The sequence below is a fragment of the Castellaniella sp. genome (assembly GCF_049671645.1).
Taxonomy (GTDB): domain Bacteria; phylum Pseudomonadota; class Gammaproteobacteria; order Burkholderiales; family Burkholderiaceae_B; genus Castellaniella.
The window spans coordinates 13,253-31,442 of the sequence record NZ_JBATVG010000017.1; the positions used below are offsets into that span (position 1 = coordinate 13,253).

The 18,190-nt window shown below is 64.3% G+C and carries 9 protein-coding genes and 1 tRNA gene; 7 read left to right on the top strand and 3 right to left on the bottom strand.

The features are described from left to right. The first annotated feature begins 10 nt into the window (after positions 1-10). Entirely contained in the window at positions 11-3,238 is a 3,228-nt protein-coding gene (locus WBG56_RS08065; RefSeq protein ID WP_424267161.1) for a glycosyltransferase, read from the top strand. Positions 3,239-3,364: 126 nt separating this feature from the next. Here WBG56_RS08065 and WBG56_RS08070 read toward each other — a convergent pair whose 3' ends face one another. After that, the gene (locus WBG56_RS08070) at positions 3,365-4,537 is read right to left on the bottom strand and encodes a FliC/FljB family flagellin (protein ID WP_424267070.1); all 1,173 of its coding nucleotides are present in this window, start codon (positions 4,535-4,537) and stop codon (positions 3,365-3,367) included. A gap of 274 nt (positions 4,538-4,811) precedes the next feature. On the opposite strand from WBG56_RS08070, the gene WBG56_RS08075 reads away from it, so the two are divergent. The 4 genes from WBG56_RS08075 to WBG56_RS08090 all read left to right on the top strand — a co-directional run bounded on the left by WBG56_RS08075 (position 4,812) and on the right by WBG56_RS08090 (position 8,978). Next, the gene (locus tag WBG56_RS08075) at positions 4,812-6,074 is read left to right on the top strand and encodes a tyrosine-type recombinase/integrase (RefSeq protein ID WP_424267072.1); all 1,263 of its coding nucleotides are present in this window, start codon (positions 4,812-4,814) and stop codon (positions 6,072-6,074) included. Positions 6,075-6,212: 138 nt separating this feature from the next. Beyond that, positions 6,213-7,043 carry a flagellin gene (locus WBG56_RS08080; protein ID WP_424267074.1) on the top strand — a complete coding sequence of 277 codons (831 nt, stop codon included), beginning with the start codon at positions 6,213-6,215 and terminating at the stop codon, positions 7,041-7,043. Between the two features lie 83 nt (positions 7,044-7,126). Further along, positions 7,127-8,191 carry a glycosyltransferase gene (locus WBG56_RS08085; protein WP_424267076.1) on the top strand — a complete coding sequence of 355 codons (1,065 nt, stop codon included), beginning with the start codon at positions 7,127-7,129 and terminating at the stop codon, positions 8,189-8,191. A 472-nt stretch (positions 8,192-8,663) separates the two neighbouring features. Further along, on the top strand, positions 8,664-8,978 hold the full coding sequence (locus tag WBG56_RS08090; protein WP_424267078.1) for a DUF4148 domain-containing protein: 315 nt from the start codon (positions 8,664-8,666) through the stop codon (positions 8,976-8,978). 172 nt (positions 8,979-9,150) lie between these two features. Here WBG56_RS08090 and WBG56_RS08095 read toward each other — a convergent pair whose 3' ends face one another. Together WBG56_RS08095 and WBG56_RS08100 are read right to left on the bottom strand one after the other, a co-directional pair. Further along, positions 9,151-9,411, bottom strand: coding sequence for a hypothetical protein (locus WBG56_RS08095; protein ID WP_424267080.1), 261 nt, complete (start codon positions 9,409-9,411; stop codon positions 9,151-9,153). A gap of 156 nt (positions 9,412-9,567) precedes the next feature. Further along, positions 9,568-9,646, bottom strand: a tRNA-Ile gene (locus tag WBG56_RS08100). 166 nt (positions 9,647-9,812) lie between these two features. Here WBG56_RS08100 and WBG56_RS08105 point away from each other — a divergent pair. Together WBG56_RS08105 and pbpC are read left to right on the top strand one after the other, a co-directional pair. Beyond that, positions 9,813-15,827 (top strand): alpha-2-macroglobulin family protein, encoded by a 6,015-nt coding sequence (locus WBG56_RS08105; RefSeq protein WP_424267082.1) that lies wholly within the window; start codon positions 9,813-9,815, stop codon positions 15,825-15,827. After that, a complete protein-coding gene (gene pbpC, locus WBG56_RS08110) occupies positions 15,824-18,112 on the top strand; it encodes a penicillin-binding protein 1C (RefSeq protein WP_424267084.1) in 2,289 nt (762 codons plus the stop codon). Before WBG56_RS08105 ends, pbpC begins: the two co-directional genes overlap by 4 nt. The last annotated feature ends 78 nt before the right edge of the window (positions 18,113-18,190 follow it).

Genomic DNA, 18,190 nt, shown 5'->3' on the forward strand with positions numbered 1-18,190 from the left:
CCGCTTTCTGGTGGGCGAGCTCGGCGAACGGCTGTCCGACAACATTGCGACGGTTCCCCTGTTCGACGAGGATGTCATCCTCCATGGCCAGGACGCAGTATCTTTCCTGGGTGACGTCACTCTGAATTTCATTGGCGAACCCTCCGCCATCATGTTCCGCCGGGAAGACTACGGCCCCATCGTCATGGAACACGGGGGGTTGCTCAAACTGGGGGGGCAGTATATTGAATGGGTCGGCGACTTGACGATGACGGTCAAGCTGCTGCGCCGCGGCGATCTGGCCTTGCTGCACGAGCCTTATTCCAGTTTCCGTGTCTCGAAGGAGCAATTCAGTCAGCAGGGCCGCGATCGGCCCGGGATCGGGGAAAAGGGGCACAGGGATTTCCAGCGAATGATCCGTGAACTGGGCTGGCGCCGGTCCGAGGACAATCATCTCGTCCGCGCGCGGCCCTTGCTCGATGATGGCGGGGGCTTCACACCGCTCCCTCTTGGGGAGCGTATTCGTGAACGTTTCGAGGCGTTGACCGAGAAAGAAGATGAGGCCAACCGCTGGGGTGTCCCTCAGTGGATGGCTGACCGGTCTCCATCCGCTGCCCGCATCCTGGCAATCCAGACCATGCTGCAGGCGAACCCGGACGTAGGGACACTGGGTGTGGCCGTCATCGTGTCGGATGATGCGGATCCACGGGCTGTGGCCGATACCTTGGCCAGCCTGGGTGCGCAGCATCGGCCTGTGGGCGGTGTGTGGCTGATTGGCGATGGCGTTCCGTCCGCAGAGATCACGCAGGATGCCGAGCGGGTGAGCGGTCGTGACCCGTGGCCCCTGTTGCTGTCCCAGCGGATCGAGCAGGGCGGCATGCCTGATTTCCTCTGGATCCTGCATGCCGGCGATCAACTGTTGCCGCACGCCACGCTGACCATGGGCGAATACCGTCTGCGGCAGCCCAATCCTCTGGTCTGGTATGCGGACGAAGCCATCTTGAAGGACGGTGTCTCCGCCAACCCCATGCTGAAGCCGGATTTCAGTATCGACCTGCTGCGCAGCTACCCCTATGTCGGGCGCAACCTGGTGCTCAGCACGGCCGCCATTCAGGCGGTGGGCGGCCTGGATGCGCGTCTGGCCGATCTGTCCCCGGTCGATCTGATCTGGCGCATGGTGGAACAGGCTGGGCCGTCTGTCGTGGGACACGTGCCGGAGGTTCTGCTGCATGGCGCTCGCGGCCTGATGGATTGGGTATGCGATGCTGGAACGTTGATCTGGTCTCCGGCGGTGACACAGGCCCATTTCGTGCGGATGGGGCTGGATGCCCAGGTCCAACCCGGACCCGTTTTGGGCTTGTTCCGTGTGGAATACCCCTTGCCGGCGCAGCCGCTGGTGTCCATCATCGTGCCAACCCGTGACCAGTTCCTCATTTTGCGCGATTGCGTCGAAGGTCTGATGGAGCGCACGGACTACCCGAACTACGAGCTTCTGATCGTGGACAACGGCAGCGTCGAGCCGGGCGCGGTCCAGTTCCTGGGGAAACTCGAGAGCATGGCGCTGGATCAGGTACGTGTCCTGCGCTGGCCGCAGGCCTTCGATTTTGCCGCCATGAACAACTTTGCCGTCAGCCAGGCGCGCGGCGACGTCCTGTTGTTCCTGAACAATGATATTCAGTTTTCGTCGCAGACGCGGCCTGATTGGCTGGAACGCCTGCTGCGGCAGGCCTTGCGTCCCGAGGTCGGGATGGCGGGAGCGCGCCTCGATCTGCCGGACAATCGGGTCGATCAATACGGCCAGGTGCCCGGCTTGGATAATAGTGTCGGCCCTGCTTTTCGGGGGGAACCCGCCGGCAAGTATGGATATATGTACCGTCTGGCTGTTCAGCAGAATGCCAGCGCCTTGAGCGCATCGTGCCTGATGATGCGGCGGGCCGTGTTCGAGGAACTGGGCCGCTTCGATGCGCAGAATTTCCCGATCTACTACGCGGATACGGACCTCTCCCTGAAGGCATCCCAGGCCGGCTATCTCCTGGCGCTGGAGCCCGACACCGGCCTGTTGCACATGGGGGGGGCTACGCGGTTGCTGACGGAAAAATTCGGCTTGGCCGCCCGCCCGGACGACGAGCAGCGCGACCGTCTGTATGCCCGCTGGCTGCCGCAACTGGCGCACGATCCCTATTACCACCCCGCCTTTGGCAAGCTGTCGCCCGGGTTCAATTTGAGCCAGGATGCTTCGCGGATCCACGAGCCGCTGCCAGGTCGCCCATTGCCGGTCGTGCTGGCCTCGCATGCGGATTGGCATGGATGCGGCCATTACCGGATTCTGCAGCCCTACACGGCGCTGGCTGGGGAACTGCGAACCGAAGGCGGCGTCAAATTCCACGATTTCCACTTCACCGATGTGGCCCGCATCCAGCCGGACGTCATCGTGTTGCAGGGGGCATGGCTGAACGAGGGCATCCTGACCCAGATCCGGCGCTATCGCGAGATTACCGGCGCCAAGGTCGTCCTGGAGTTCGACGATTATCTGCCCAACATTCCGACCCGCAGCGTCTATCGTGGAAAGGCGTCGCAGGGCTGGGTCAAGAAGATGCGCCGCGCCATCGAGCAGGTGGATTGGCTGGTGGTGTCCACGCCTGTCCTGGCCCAGGAATACTCGGACTTCCATCACGATATCCGGGTGGCGCTCAATGGCCTTCCGGTTGATTGGTGGGGGGGGCTGGAAGGGCGCCGCCGCGCAGGAAAGAAGATGCGCGTGGGCTGGGCCGGCGGTAGCGGCCATACCGGGGATCTGGCCGAGATCCGCTCCGTCGTCAAGGATTTGCAGGGCGAGGTCGAGTGGGTTTTCATGGGCATGAAGCCCGACGATGTGGCGTGCGAGTTCCATTCCGGGGTTCCTATCGACCAGTATCCAGCCAAACTGGCCAGCCTGGACCTGGATCTGGCGGTCGTCCCGCTGGAATTGCATCCGTTCAATCGCTGTAAGAGCAACCTGCGCCTGCTGGAGCTTGGGGCCTGCGGGGTGCCGGTCATCTGCACGGACATCGACCCCTATCGGGGCGATCTGCCCGTCACCCGGGTGCGCAATCGCCATCAGGATTGGGTGCAGGCCATTCGCGGGCATCTGGCGGACCCCGAGGCGTCTGCGCGCCAGGGGGATGCGCTGCGTGAAGCCGTACGGCGGGACTGGATGCTGGAAGGAGCCTTCCTGGATCAGTGGGCCCAGGCATGGGGCGTGGCGCCCGATGGTGTCTGAGTCCTAGGCAGCGCCCTGAACGGGTTGATGAGCGTTGGGGAAAGATAAAACCGCTGGACCGGGTAGGTCCAGCGGTTTTATCTTTGTTGCCGGGGCGGCCGAAACCGCCTCGATCCGCTGCGTGGATTAACGCAGCAGGGACAGCATGGTCTGCGGGACCTGGTTGGCCTGAGCCAGCACGGCGGTGCCAGCCTGTTGCAGGATCTGGGCACGCGTCATGTTGGACACTTCCACCGCATAGTCGGCGTCTTCGATGCGTGAACGCGCGGCCGACAGGTTGGTGACGGTGTTTTGCAGGTTCGTAATCGTGGACTCGAAGCGGTTCTGGATTGCGCCCAGGTCGCTGCGCAGGTCGTCGACCTGCGCAATGGCCTTGTCCAAAGTATCCAAGGCATTGGGTGTGGCGCCCGATGACAAGGACTTCAGAGACATCGTGTCCGTATCCAATGTGAAAGCAGCGGTGCCCGCAGTCGCCGTCACATCGGCGGTCGACGGCTCAACTGCAATGTAGTAGTCCTTGGCCGTCCCAGCCGTGCCCGTGAAGCCGCGCGACTCAAGATTACCTACTTCAGTGGCATCCGCCGGCGTCACAGAGACCTTGGCAAAGAATTTGCCATTGTCATCCACGTACACGTTCGTGGCATCCACCGCAACACTGGCAGAGGCCACGCCCAAGCGTTCCGCCAGCTTGTTAGGTGTCTTTTCATCAACAGTCGCGGCAGTCACACTAGACGTGGAGCCGTAAGCCTTTTGAAAATCAGCCGCAACAGCGGCCACAGGGGCACCACCAGTAGCCATCTTCGGGCCGGTTACGTTGAAGCTGCTCAGGTTCAGCGTACTAGAGGTGATCTTCTTCAGATCAATCTCAATCGTCTCGTTGTCATTGGCGCCGACTTGAATGGTCAGCGTCTGATCACTAGCCAGGACCTTGACGCTATTAAATTGCGTCTGATCGGATACACGGTTGATCTCATCCAGACGTTGGGTGATTTCAGCCTGAATGGACTGGAGGTCCGAATCGGAGTTCGTGCCGTTGGCAGCTTGAACGGACAGCTGACGGATGCGCTGCAAGTTGTTGTTGATTTCGTTCAGCGCCCCTTCGGTCGTCTGAGCGATGGAGATCCCGTCGTTGGCGTTGCGGCCAGCCTGGGTCAGGCCGTTGATATTGGCGGTAAAGCGGTTAGCGATGGCTTGGCCAGCGGCGTCGTCCTTGGCGCTATTGATACGCAGGCCCGACGACAGACGTTCGATCGCGGAACCCAGGGAGGATTGAGACTTGTTCAGGTTGTTCTGGGACACCAGAGCAAGGTAGTTAGTGTTGATAATCGTTCCCTCTGAATTTTCCTCAACTAATCACCATGTGTAGATACGTTTTGTCTCTCTCATAGGGGTATCTCTTGAGAGAATGTTTGACACCACCGCCTTGCGCGGAGCGTGTGTGTATATAAATGTGTATATCGCTCAATGCATATATGTCATTGACAAATAAGGCATTCAGGAGAAATTCCCATGTCCTTATAGAAAGGCAGTGTGTATATATTTGTGTGCTCTTTTGTAACGGGGAAAGTAGCGCATGACTCAGAATCTCCTATCGGTACGGGCAATCGACTCGGCCAAAGCAGCGATCAAGCCTTATCAGCTTCGGGACGGCGGCAGCCTGTTTCTATCGGTGCAACCTAGTGGAAGTAAGCTTTGGCGTTACCGCTACCGCCTGAGTGGCAAGGCCCAGGTGTATGCCATCGGCAGGTATCCCGACATTACTCTGGCTGAAGCACGCCGCGAGCGAGACCGTGTGCGAGATCTGGTGCGGCAAGGCATTCACCCCCTGTGGAGGCAAGGCTTGGAGCAGGATGTCGGTGGGTCGCCCGTTCCGCCGTCATTCGAATCGGTTACGCGAGCCTGGCTGGTCGCCAATCCGCAATGGAGCCCAAGCTATTCCCGTCAGATACGACGGTATTTTGAAAGAGACATTCTTCCCGCCGTGGGAGGCGAGGCGGTCGCCGACCTCACACCCACGGACATCCGCGCACTCATTGAGTCTATCGCGGAGCGAGGCGCTCGCTGCGCTGCGCTACTCGCGCAGCAATGGATATCACAGGTTTTCTCCTATGCCATTGTGCAAGGGCTGCGCGAGGACAATCCGGCCAGCCTGCTCAAAGGCCTTGTCAGGCGGCCAACTGTCCGCCACCATCCGCCGCTGAGCTGGTCCGATATTCCGGAATTCTTTCAGCGTCTGGATGGCTGGAGTGGGTATTCCGATATCGCCATTGGCCTGCGCTTGTTGGCCCTGATGTTCGTACGGCCTTCCGAACTGCGGCTGGCCCGTTGGTCGGAGTTCGATTTCGACAATGCGGTCTGGACCGTGCCCAAGGAGCGCATGAAGATGCGCAGGCCACATATGGTGCCACTCTCTAGGCAAACCTTGGCGCTACTTAGTTCTCTGCGTACAGTGTCTAATAGTCCCATGCTGTTTCCCAACCACCGGGACGCAGGCCGTGAGCTTGCCGCGAGCAGCTTCAATCATGCCATCGAGCGACTTGGGTACGGTGGACGGTTTTCCGCACATGGATTCAGAGCGACCGCTACGACTTTGCTGGGCTTGCTTGGCTATCCGGATAAGCTGGTCGATTTGCAGCTTGCCCACCGCAGGCGAGATACGTCTCGCGCGCCCTACGACCACGCTCGGTTCGTCGGCTCTCGCATGCTGCTTATGCAGGACTGGGCCGATATTTTAGGGGCCTTGGCCGATGGGAAGCGTTATGCCCAGCTCTCCCAGACATTCGGCCCTTTGTCTGAGCGCAGGACCAGGATTCTGAGCGTAATCGAGCGGGAGTGAAGCTTTAGTCAAAAAAACATCCGGACAGCCCTAAAGTTCCCCGCCCCCTCTCCGTTAATGGGACAGAACAGGAGGTCACTCAGTTTGTCATCCTGGGCAACAAGGGCGGATCTCCGCCGAACAACTTAGGAGTCTCTCATGGCTGTTATCAACACCAACTACCTCGCTCTGGTCTCTCAGAACAATCTGAACAAGTCCCAGTCCTCCCTGGGTACTGCCATCCAACGCCTGTCCTCCGGCCTGCGCATCAACAGCGCCAAGGATGACGCCGCTGGCCAAGCCATCGCCAACCGCATGACCGCCCAGATCCGTGGCATGACCCAGGCTGCTCGCAATGCCAACGACGGCATCTCGCTGGCCCAGACCGCTGAAGGCAACCTGAACGAAATCAATAACAACTTGCAACGTATTCGTGAGTTGGCTACCCAGGCTGCCAACGACGTGAACGGTTCAACCGACCGTACCTCGATCCAGAACGAAATCAATGCTCGTCTGGATGAAATCGACCGCGTGGCCAAGGGCGCCAAGTTCAACGGGACCTCGCTGCTGTCCGGCGTGGCGACGATCAACCTGCAAATCGGCTCCAATACGGACTCCACGGACTCGATCCAGATCAAGACGACCGATGCGACGCTGTCCGGCCTCAGCCTGACCAAGGGTTCCGCTGGTACCACGGTCAGCGGTTTCGCTGCTGCCCAAGCGACGATCAAGGCGATGGACGATGCCCTGGTCAAGGTCGACAACGCTCGCAGCGATCTGGGTGTCTACCAGAACCGTCTGGAATCCACGGTTTCCAACCTGAACAACACCATCACCAACCTGTCGGCTTCGCGTTCGCGCATCGAAGACGCCGACTATGCGGTGGAAGTGTCCAACATGACGCGTGCCCAGATCCTGCAACAGGCTGGTACCGCTGTGCTGGCTCAGGCCAACCAGGTCCCGCAAACCATGCTGTCCCTGCTGCGTTAATTCGCACGGTGGGTTGGGGCGGCTCGGCCGCCCCGGCATGTGGAAGCCACTGGCGCAAGCCGGTGGCTTTTTTCTTGAGGCTGATGATGAAAACCCAAACCGTTGCTCTGGTGATGATCGTCAAGAATGGCGCGGCGACCTTGGCTCGCTGCCTGTCCAGCGTGCAGGGCCATGTCGACGACGTCATCGTGCTGGATACGGGCTCTGCGGACGACACGGTGGCCATCGCGCGGCGCTTCGGCGCCCGAGTGCATCATTTCGAGTGGATCGACGATTTTTCCGCTGCCCGAAATGCGGCGCTGGCTTATTCCGATGCGGATTGGAATTTGATCCTGGATGCCGACAACTGGCTGGAATCCGGCCATGAGGCGTTGCGCTCCCTGGGCACTGCGCCGTTCATGGGCCAGATCGCTATCGTCAATCGCTTCATGCAGGGCGATGAGGTTCGGGAATCGACGGAATGGGTACCGCGCCTTTTGCCTAGGGGCATCCGCTATGCCGGCAGGATCCACGAACAGCCTGTCAACGATCAGGGACTGAGTAGAAGGCGGCTGGACATCCGGCTGGGCCATGATGGCTACATGCCGGCAGGGCTGGAGGCCAAGAAGGGCCGGAATGAGGCATTGCTGCGCCTGGCTTTGTCAGAGTCTCCTCAGGATCCTTATCTGCTGTTCCAGTTGGGCAAGGAGCTGTCCATCTATGAGCGCCACGGCGAGGCTGTCGGTTATTTTCTGCAGGCCGTCGAGCGTTCGACAAACGACTTGGCCTACCGGCACGACCTGATCATGCGAACCCTGTACTCTCTGAAGCAGGCGGGCCAATTGGAAAGCGCCATCCTGCTGGCGGAAAGCGAATTTCCCTGTTGGCAGGATTCCCCGGACTACTTCTTCTGCGTGGCGGATATCTTTCTGGATTGGGCGGTACGGCACCCGGATCAGGCCGAGTCCCAGTTTCTGCCGATGGTGGAATCCAGTTGGCTGAAGTGTCTGGAGATCGGCGATCGGCCGGACTTGTCGGATTCTGTTGCCGGCCGGGGCAGCTATCTGGCGGCACAGAATCTGGCCGTCTTGTACGAGAACACGGGCAGGCCGGATGAGGCGGAAGCGTTCAGGCGCGAGGCGGCGGCGATGAGGAAAAGAGGGGCGTAACCTTTCTGCGCTGTTAATGCGGGTCCAGAAAGACCTCGCTCAGCGAGGTGGCGTCCAGGATGTTGGGAGATCAGTTTTTCAATTGTGGGGTGCTGCGCTGCGCCATGTGTTGCCGCCAGATGGTCAGGCTGCGGTTCAGTTCTGCGTGCGCGAGCTGTTGGCGCACGGCCTGAATCAGAGTGCGCAACAAACCGTGCCATTGCCCAATATCCAGGCTGTGCCTGTGAGTCCCGGCGGTTTTGACCTGCTTTGGCTTTGGGGGAAAAGCCTTTTTATTCAATGATGTTACGGTTTAATTGTGTAAATCTATATGGTATTACAGACAAAAATAGAAAGATGAATTGGCCGCAGCCCGGTTTATCGCGGCGCAGCAAAAGCGCACACTGTTTCCAACAGGGCAGGACATGAATCCCTCAGCGGAAAACCCGCGTAGTCCTGCTTTTGCACACACTTAAACGTGAAGGAAACCATCATGAAAGTCACTACCGCCGCCTCCATCGCCATCCTGTCCCTGGGTCTTGCCTCTGTCGGCATCGCGCAAGCCGATGAAGCCAACTATCCGGAAATCGTGACGCCCAGCACCCAGACCCGTGCGGAAGTCGTCCAGGCGTTGCGCGTGGCGCAGTCCCAGGGGCTGGTCACTGTGAGTGAGCAGGCCGATTATCCCCAGCTGCAATCCGAAGGCCCGGCCCTGACCCGCGCCCAGGTGCTGAACGAGCTGAAGGAAGCCAAGAGCGCCGGTCTGCTGACTATCGGGGAAAGCGGACAGTATCCCCAGATGCTGTAATCACTGCTTCGAGCTGGAAAAGCCCGCCGCGCATGATGCGCAGCGGGCTTTTCCGTCTGTGTTTGCAAGCGCGATTTCCAGCTCTGGCTTTGCGCTCAAGTCTTGTCAGTCTGACGCTTTCATCTATCCGCGGTTTTACGGTCCGGAGGAGGGCGTTCGCTTTCTGTGGCGCTTACCGCCAGCCGCGCCTGCCATGCCAGCCGCGGTGGTAACCTCCGTGCCCCCAGCCCCGCGACCGATAGCCGAAGTAAAAGCTGGGCGGTGCGACATACACGGGCGGCGCGACGTAGACGGACGGCCCGGCGTAGACGACCCCGCCGCCATCGCCGTAGTAGGCGGGCGCGGGTTCGTAGACGGCGCATCCGCCCAGAGCGGATACGGCAACCAGCAGGACCGCGAACCGGCTGGCGCGATGTGCGATGGATGTTTTCATGGCTGGAATTATGGTCGCAATATTCGCGCCCCGGCGCGGGATATTGCCGCCGGTTACACAGCTCCAGAGGTTCTCCATCCTTGGGCGGCTTTCATCAAGAATTGACACACTCTTTGCAGGTGGAGTGTGGCGGCAACCCGACGTGTCGCGGGCAATTGGTGGGCCCCCCGAGAGTCGAACTCGGCACCAACGGATTATGAGTCCGCTGCTCTAACCAGGCATGAGCTAGAGGCCCTCCGTTGGCGACGGGCACCGATGGCCGGTCGCCGGGAAAGCGGGAATTATCGCATAAGACGCCTTTGTGACGGCGGCGGGTGATGGTAATCTGCCTGCATCGCCGCCAGTCCCGGGCGCCCCGCGCCGGGCCTGGCGCAAGCAGAACAATAGAACAGGGCCGCCCCATGCATCCGATCCTTTCCCGTACTCTGCTGGCAGGCTTGGCCCTGGGCTGGGTCGTCTCGGCGTCCGCCGCGCAAGTCGTGCGTTTCACGCCCCAGGGGGCGATGGCCCGGATCATGCAGGCGCAGGTGGATTTCGATGCGCCGGCCATCGCGTTGGGCGATGATCTGGCGGCGGATCCTTATCGGATCCAGTGCGACTCGGATGCGGCGAAGGGCTCGGGTCGCTGGGTGGATCCGCAGCATTGGGTCTATTCCTTCGAAAAGCCGCTGACGGGCGCCGTATCCTGCCAGGCGGATCCGAATCCTGATTTCAGGGATTTGCAGGGCCGGCCGCTGGACGTCGGCAAGACCTATGCCTTCACCACGGGCGGGCCGCGTGCGCAGCTGTCGTACCCCTGGGGAGGTCAGATCGCGGAAGATCAGGTCTTCGTGTTGCGCTTCAATGTTGCGACGGATCCGCAGTCGATCCTGGACCACGCGCATTGCGAGGTCCAGGGGCTGGGGGAATCCGTGCCGGTGCGCATCATCACCGGCGATCAGCGCGACCAGATCCTGCATGCCATCGGCTGGAATCGGGACAGCGCCCAGCGCCTGGACAATGCCCGTCTGCTGCAGTGCAAGCGCCTGCTGCCGTCTTCGGCCCAGGTGCGGCTGGTGGTGGGGCCTGGGGTGAAATCTGCCGATCTGCCCGGCCAGCCGGGAATGGTGGGCCGGGCGGTGCTGGCGCAGGATTTCAAGGTCCGCGATCCCTTCCGGGCGACGATGAACTGCACCCGCGTCAATGCTCAGGCGCCATGTTCGCCGCTGTTCCCGATCGGATTGACGTTTTCCAGTCCGGTGCCGCGCGCCTTGGCCAGCCAGGTCGTGCTGGAAACCCCCGACGGGCCGACGCAGGTGGCAGCGGATGACGGCGGGGCGGCGCATGACGCGCTCTCCAGCCTGACGTTCGGCGCGCCTTTCCCGGAGCGCTCCACGTTGCGGCTGGTGCTGCCCAAAGATTTGCGCGATGACGCGGGGCGGCCTTTGGCCAATGCCTCGCGTTTTCCGCTGGACGTGCCCATCGACGCCTTGCCGCCGCTGGTGAAATTCGCCTCCGGACCGTTCGGAATCGTGGAGCGCTTCGCTGATGGGCCGCCCGCCCAGGGCCTGCCGGCCATGGTGCCTCTGGCGCTGCGGCGGGTCGGGCCGCAATTGCGCACCCGGGACATGATGATCTCCGCCGGGCGGGTGGATGATCACGTGACGACCGACGATGTGCAGGCCCTGCAGTGGATGGCGAAGGTCCAGCGGCTGCAGGAAGGGCAGATGACGGCGGGCCAGTTCGCCGACGTGCTGGCATCGCGCCCTGCGCGCGATGCGGTTCGGGGTGAACCTCTGATCGACGTGCGCTCGCGATCCGTGTTCGGTCCGCAGGATACGGCCCGCGCGCTGACGCTGCCGGGGCTGCAGGATGCCGAGGGCAAAGATATCGAAGTGATCGGGGTGCCGGTGGCGGCGCCGGGCCTGCATGTGCTGGAAGCCGCGTCCCCCCGGCTGGGAACGGCATTGCTGACTGAAAAGGGCAAGCCGGGGGGCACCATGTATGTGCGCTCGGCCGTGTTGGTGACGAATCTGGCGGTGCATGTCAAAACCGGCCGCGATGATGCCCTGGTCTGGGTCACGACGCTGGATGGCGGGGAACCGGTGCCCGGCGCCCAGGTGGCGATCCTGGGCTGCGATGGGACGCGCATCCGCCAGGGCAAGACTGATGATCACGGGCTCTGGCATTCGCTGGGGGCGGTGCCGGCCGACGCCTATTGCGATGGCACGGCGCAATCGGGCGTCTTCGTGACGGCGCGGATTGCCGCCGATCATCCGGCAGCGCACGGCCAGGCGGATTTTTCCTTTGCCTGGTCCAGCTGGGACCAGGGCATCGAGCCCTGGCGCTTCGATGTGCCCGTCAGCCAGTCGCCGGTGCCGGACCAGGTGGCCCATGCGGTGCTGGACCGCTCCCTGTTGCGAGCCGGGGAAACCGTGTCGATGAAGCTGTTCCTGCGCGATCTGACGCGTGACGGGGTGCGCAACCCGCCGACCGGCTGCCTGGCGGCGGGCAAGCCCGAGTGTCTGCCGCAGACGGTGGACATCGTGCACGAGGGCTCGGGCGATACCGCCAAGCTGCCGCTTGCATGGAAACTGAGCCCCAGCGGTGGACTGTATGCCGTGCTGGATTATGCGATTCCCCGCACGGCGCGCCTGGGGCAGTACGCCATTCAGCTGGCGCCGCCGGAGGCGGCCTCCAGCCGGGACGATGATTGGGCGCCCGCGCTCTTTGCCGGGAGTTTCCGTGTCGAGGCTTTCAAACTGCCCTTGCTGACGGGGTCGCTGAAGATCGCGGCTCAGGCCGCCTCGGCGGATGCCGCGCCGGGTGGAGAGGCGCCTGCGCCCGCAGGCGCCTTGATCGCCCCTGCCGCGATTCAGGCCGATCTGCAATTGAACTGGCAGTCCGGCGGCCCGGCCCGGGATCTGGACGCCTCCTTGTCGGCGGTGGCGCAGCCGCTGGTCCCCGGCTTCGACGCTTATCCGGATTTCAGCTTCGGGGTGCCGGACAGTTTGCGGGACCAGGCGGACCAGGCCTCGTCCGATACGCTGCGCCGTCTGATCCTGGACAAGCGCCCGCTGCGCCTGGACGCGCGGGGCGGGGCGCGGGTCGATCTGAAGGACCTGCCTGCGATCGAGAGCCCGCAGTCCTGGCTGTTCGAGGCCTCGTTTGCCGATCCCAATGGGGAAATCCAGACGATTGCACAGACGGCGCAGGTGTGGCCGTCCGCCGTCGTGGTGGGCCTGCAGACCGGCCGCTGGATGTCGCGCAATGACAAATCGACGATCAAGCTGCTGGCCGTGGATCCCCAGGGGCGCCCACAGGCGGGCGTGCCGGTGCGGCTGGACGGCCGGGTCCGCACCACCTATTCGACGCGCAAGCGCCTGGTGGGCGGGTTCTACGCCTACGATACGCATGCGCAGATCGCCTCCCTGGGCACTTTGTGCCAGGGCGAAACCGATGCCAAGGGCTTGCTGGAATGCACGATCAGCCTGGATCGGGACGGGGAAATCCAGTTGTTCGCCCAGGCGGGCGACGCCCAGGGCCGGCTGTCCCGGGCAGCCACCTCGATCTGGGTCTGGGGCGGCGAGAACTGGTTTTCGGGGGGCGATGATGACCGCATCGACGTGATTCCGTCCAAGGCCAGCTACCGGCCTGGCGAAACCGCCGAGTTCACCGTTCGCATGCCGTTTCGCCAGGCCGAGGCCCTGGTGGCTGTGGAACGCGAAGGCGTCTTGGAAACCCATGTCGTCTCCCTGGACGGCGACCAGCCTGTGGCGCGCCTGCCGGTGAAGGCGGAATGGGGGCCGAACGTCTATGTCTCGGTGCTGGCGGTGCGCGGTCGCATTCGCACTGTGCCCTGGTCGTCTTTCTTGGATTGGGGGTGGCGTCATCCGGTGGATTGGGCGCGGGCTTGGGCATCTCAGGTCGATGACGCCCCGGCTCCGACCGGGCTGATCGACCTCGCCAAACCGTCCTTCCGCTTCGGCCTGGCGCAGATCCGCGTCAGCAGCGATGCCGATCGTGTGAAAGTGCAGGTCAAGGCCGACCACGACACCTACCGGGTGCGCGACACCGCGCAGGTCGAAATTCAGGCTTTCCTGCCCGATGGCAAGCCCGCAGCAGGGGCCGGGGTGGCGTTCGCCGCCGTGGATGAGGCCTTGCTCGAGCTGATGGACAACAGCAGTTGGAACCTGCTGGATGCCATGCGCGTCGAACGCGACGAAGGCGTGCGCACGGCCACCAGCCAGGGCCAGGTGGTAGGCCGCCGGCATTACGGCCGCAAGGCGGTGCCGGCGGGCGGCGGCGGGGGCTTCGGAGCCACGCGGGAATTGTTCGATACCCTGCTGTTATGGCGCGGCGACCTGACCCTGGACGAGCAGGGGCGGGCGCGGGTCCGGGTGCCGCTGAACGATTCTCTGACGCGATTCCGGCTGGTGGCCGTGGTGGATCATGGGCAGGGCGGCTTCGGCACCGGCTCGACGGATATCGTCAGCACCCAGGATCTGCAGGTGGTGTCGGGCTTGCCCCAGGTGGTGCGCGAGGGCGACCATTATCAGGCTCGGGTCACCGTGCGCAACCGGACTCAGGCGACCCTGCCGCTGACGGTATCGGCCAGTGTCCAGGGGGCGGGCGGCGCGGAGCAATCGCTGCCGGCGCAGGCGCTGGACCTGTCGGCGGGCTCGTCGGCCACGCTGGATTGGCCGGTGGATGCGCCCTTGTTGGGGAACAATCAGGATAGCGAATCCTTGCAGTGGACCTTCGCGGCGCGAACCCGGCGGGGCAGCGAGCAGGCGTCGGACCGGATCGTGGTGCGGCAGACGCTGCAGCCGGCCGTGCCGGTGACGGTGCGCCAGGCAACCTTGCTGCAAATTCGCCAGGGCGTGCCGCAGCATCTGCCGGTCGATGCTTCTTCCCGGGCCTTGCCGGGTGCGCAGGGCGCACCGCGTGGCGGGGTGACGGTGCAGCTGCAATCCAGTCTGGCGGGGACTTTGCCGGGGGTGCGGGATTGGCTGGCGGCCTATCCCTACGCCTGCATGGAACAGCTCAGCTCCAAGGCCATCGGCATGCGGGATGCGGCGGCCTGGAAGGCCTTGATGCAGCGGTTGCCGGATTATCAGGGCGATACCGGCTTGCTGGCGTATTTCCCCGGCGGGCGCGGCAGCGTGATCCTGACCGCGCAATTGGTCGAAGTGTCGGCGCGGGCGCAGGCCCTTGGCTGGCCGGATGCCTTGCCTGCCCAGGCGCGTGGACGCATGCTGTCCGCCTTGCAGGATTTCGTCCTGGGCCGCCTGGACGAGACCGCCTGGGCGCCGGTGCAGGATCTGTTCTGGCGCAAGCTGATCGCCGTGGATGCCCTGGCCCTGGCAGGGGCCTGGCAGCCGGGGATGCTGGATTCTTTCGCCCTGGACGTCAGCGACTGGCCGACGCCCGCCGTGGTGACGTGGCTGTCCATTCTGCAGCATGTGCCCGATCTGCCGGATCGCGCGGCCCTGTTGACGCAAACCGATGCCGTGTTGCGGGCGCGGCTCAGTCGCCACGGGACGTCCCTGATCCTGTCGGACGCGACGGCGGATCAAGGCTGGTGGCTGATGAGCAACGTCGCGACCGCTCAGGCGCGCTTGCTGATGACGGTCTTGCCGCGCCCCGAATGGCGTCAGGATCTGCCGCGGCTGTTGACCGGCCTGCTGTCGTTCCAGAGCCAGGGGGCCTGGTCGACCACGACCGCCAATGTCCTGGGGGTGCTGGCGGTCAACGACTATGCGCGGCAGGTGGAAACGCAGGCCGGGCAGGGGGCCGTCTCGGTGGCGCTGGCGCCGGCCCCCGGGCGGACGCTGACCTGGGCAGACATGCCTCAGGCCGACGGTATCCACCGCCAGGCCCTGGATCTGCCGTGGCCGCCGTCCCGCCAGGGGACGGTGGACCTGACGCAGCAGGGGGCCGGCAGCGGCTGGGCGACCGTCACGGCCCGGGCGGCGGTGCCGCAGACGCGGGCCGTGGATGCCGGCATGCGGGTGGAGCGCACGGTCACGCCGGTGTCCCGCGCCCGGCCGGACCGCTGGTCGGTGGGCGATGTCTACCGGGTCAGCTTGAGCATCCACAGCCGGGAACCCGTGGTCTGGTCCGTGATCAGCGATCCGGTGCCTGCCGGCGCATCCATCCTGGGCGGTGGGCTGGGGCGGGATTCAGTCATTGCCGTCAGGGATGAATCCGAGGATCAGCCCGCCTGGGACCGGCCCGCTTTTGTCGAACGCGATGCGGGCATGTATCGGGCGTATTTCGAGGTGCTGGATGCCGGCGTCCAGACGCTGGAATACACGGTGCGGCTGAATACGCCGGGGAATTATCAGCTGCCCCCGACGCGGATCGAGGCCCTGTACCAGCCGGACATATTCGGCAGCCTGCCCAACGAACCGTTCCAGGTGGCGGCGGATTGATCGCCTGGCGTGACCTGGGCGCCTGGCTGCTGGCGGCGGCCTTGTGGCCGCAGCCGGGGCCGGCTGCGGGCCTGGACGTGTCCGCAGCCGATTTGCCGGCTTATGCGGCCGTGCGTCAGGCCTGGCGTCCGTCGGACATCAGGGTGCTGGCGATGGATGGCCGGGTGATCCAGCGCATCCGAGCGGATTTTTCCGCCCGGCGCGGGGATTGGGTGCCGCTGCAGGATATTTCCGCCGCGTTGCAACGGGCCGTGATCCAGTCCGAAGACCATCGTTTCTACGATCATGGCGGGGTGGATTGGCTGGCCAGCGCATCGGCGGCCTGGGCGGCGGCGTGGGGCGACGGCAAACGCGGCGCTTCGACGCTGAGCATGCAACTGGCCGCCATGCTGGATGCGGATCTGCGGCGCGGCCCGCAGGGCCGGGGAATCTGGCAGAAGCTGGACCAGATGCAGGCGGCCCGCCAGCTCGAATCGCGCTGGTCCAAGGCGCAGATCCTGGAAGCCTATCTGAATCTGGCCAGTTACCGGGGTGAGCTGCGTGGCGTGGACGCTCTGTCGCGGGTGATGTTCCAGAAGCAGGCCTCGGGGCTGACGTTGCGCGAGGCGGCCCTGGCGGCCGTGCTGCTGCGCGGACCCAATGCGCCGCTGGCGGTGCTGGCCCAACGCAGTTGCGCTTTGCTGCGCGACCTGGGGCGCCCGGAGGGCTGCGACGGCTTGAGGGACTTCATCGGGCTGTCGCTGTCCCGCGCGCATGCGTCCCGTTTTGAGACTCCGGGCCTGGCGCCGCATTGGGCCCGCCAGTTGATCCGGGAGGGGCTGGCATCGCCCGGCGGCGAGATCCAGTCCACGCTGGACGCCGATCTGCAGCAACTGGCAGTGCGCTCGATGCGCCGCCACTTGCGGGATCTGCGAGGCACGGGCGTGACGGATGCGGCCGTGGTCGTGCTGGATAACCGGTCGGGGGCCGTGCGGGCCTATGTGGGATCTTCCGGCGCGCTGTCCGAGGCGGCCGACGTGGACCATGCCCAGGCGCTGCGCCAGGCCGGTTCGACCCTGAAACCGTTCCTGTACGCCCTGGCGCTCGATGAGCAGCGGCTGACGGCCGCGTCTTTGCTGGATGACCGGCCGCTGGATCTGGATGGCGGCAGCGGCCTGTACATTCCCGACAATTACGATCACCGCTTCAGCGGCTGGGTCAGCGCGCGCGTGGCGCTGGCTTCGTCCCTGAACATCCCGGCGGTGCGCACGCTGATGCTGGTCGGGCCGGACGTGCTGGCGCAACGCCTGACGGCCCTGGGCCTGCCGCTGACGCAGGGCGGGGATTATTACGGCTACAGCCTGGCGCTGGGCTCGGCCGATGTCACGCTGCTGTCGCTGAGCAATGCCTATCGGGCGCTGGCGCGGGGTGGCGATTACGCGCCGGTGCGGATCCGCGCGACGGGGGCGGCCGAGCCGCAGGCCGGTCGGCCCCTGTTTTCAAGAGGCGCTGCCTGGATCGTCGGCGATATCCTGGCGGACCGCCAGGCGCGGGCGCGGACCTTCGGACTGGACAGTCCTTTGTCCACGAAATCCTGGGCGGCGGTCAAGACCGGCACCAGCCGCGACATGCGCGACAACTGGTGCGTGGGCTGGTCGGCCAGCTATACCGTGGGCGTCTGGGTCGGCAATAGCGCGGGGGCCAGCATGCGCAATGTGTCCGGCGTCAGCGGGGCCGGGCCGATCTGGCACGACCTGATGGATTGGCTGGCGCAGCGTAATGCAGCGTCGACAACGCCGCCTGTGGATCGTGCTGTTCCAGTGGCAGCGGGGCGCAGCTTGGCAGTGGCTCCGGTGGGCCGTGTCGCCGGCTTGCTGGCTGGCGAGCCCGATCAGCCTGCCGACGTGACCCCGGCGCCGGTGACGTTCGCCGCCGGCCTGGAACCGGCCCGCACCGAGTATTTCCTGGGGGATACCGCCCAGACGGTGTTCGCTCCGCCCGGGCTCGACGCCACGCCGGCCGGACGCCCGCGGATCGCCGAGCCGGTCGACGGCACGTTGATTGCGCTGGACCCGGACATCCCCTGGGATCGCCAGCGCCTGCGAGTGCGAGCGGTCGATGCCATGTCGCGTCCGGTGGCCGATGCCCGCTGGTTCCTGGATGGCCGCGTCTATGGGACAGGCAGGGCGCCGGATTGGACGCCTCAGCCGGGGCTGCATGTCTTTCAGTTGCGGGATGGGGATGGCCGGGTGCTGGATCAGGCTCGGGTCACGGTGCGCGCCGGGAGCTGGGCTCCGGACCGGTGAGCGCCCCGGACATACGCGGTCACGAGGCTGTTGCCGAAGTGTGTCATCATCGGGGCATGGGAATCGAAGCAAGGAGGG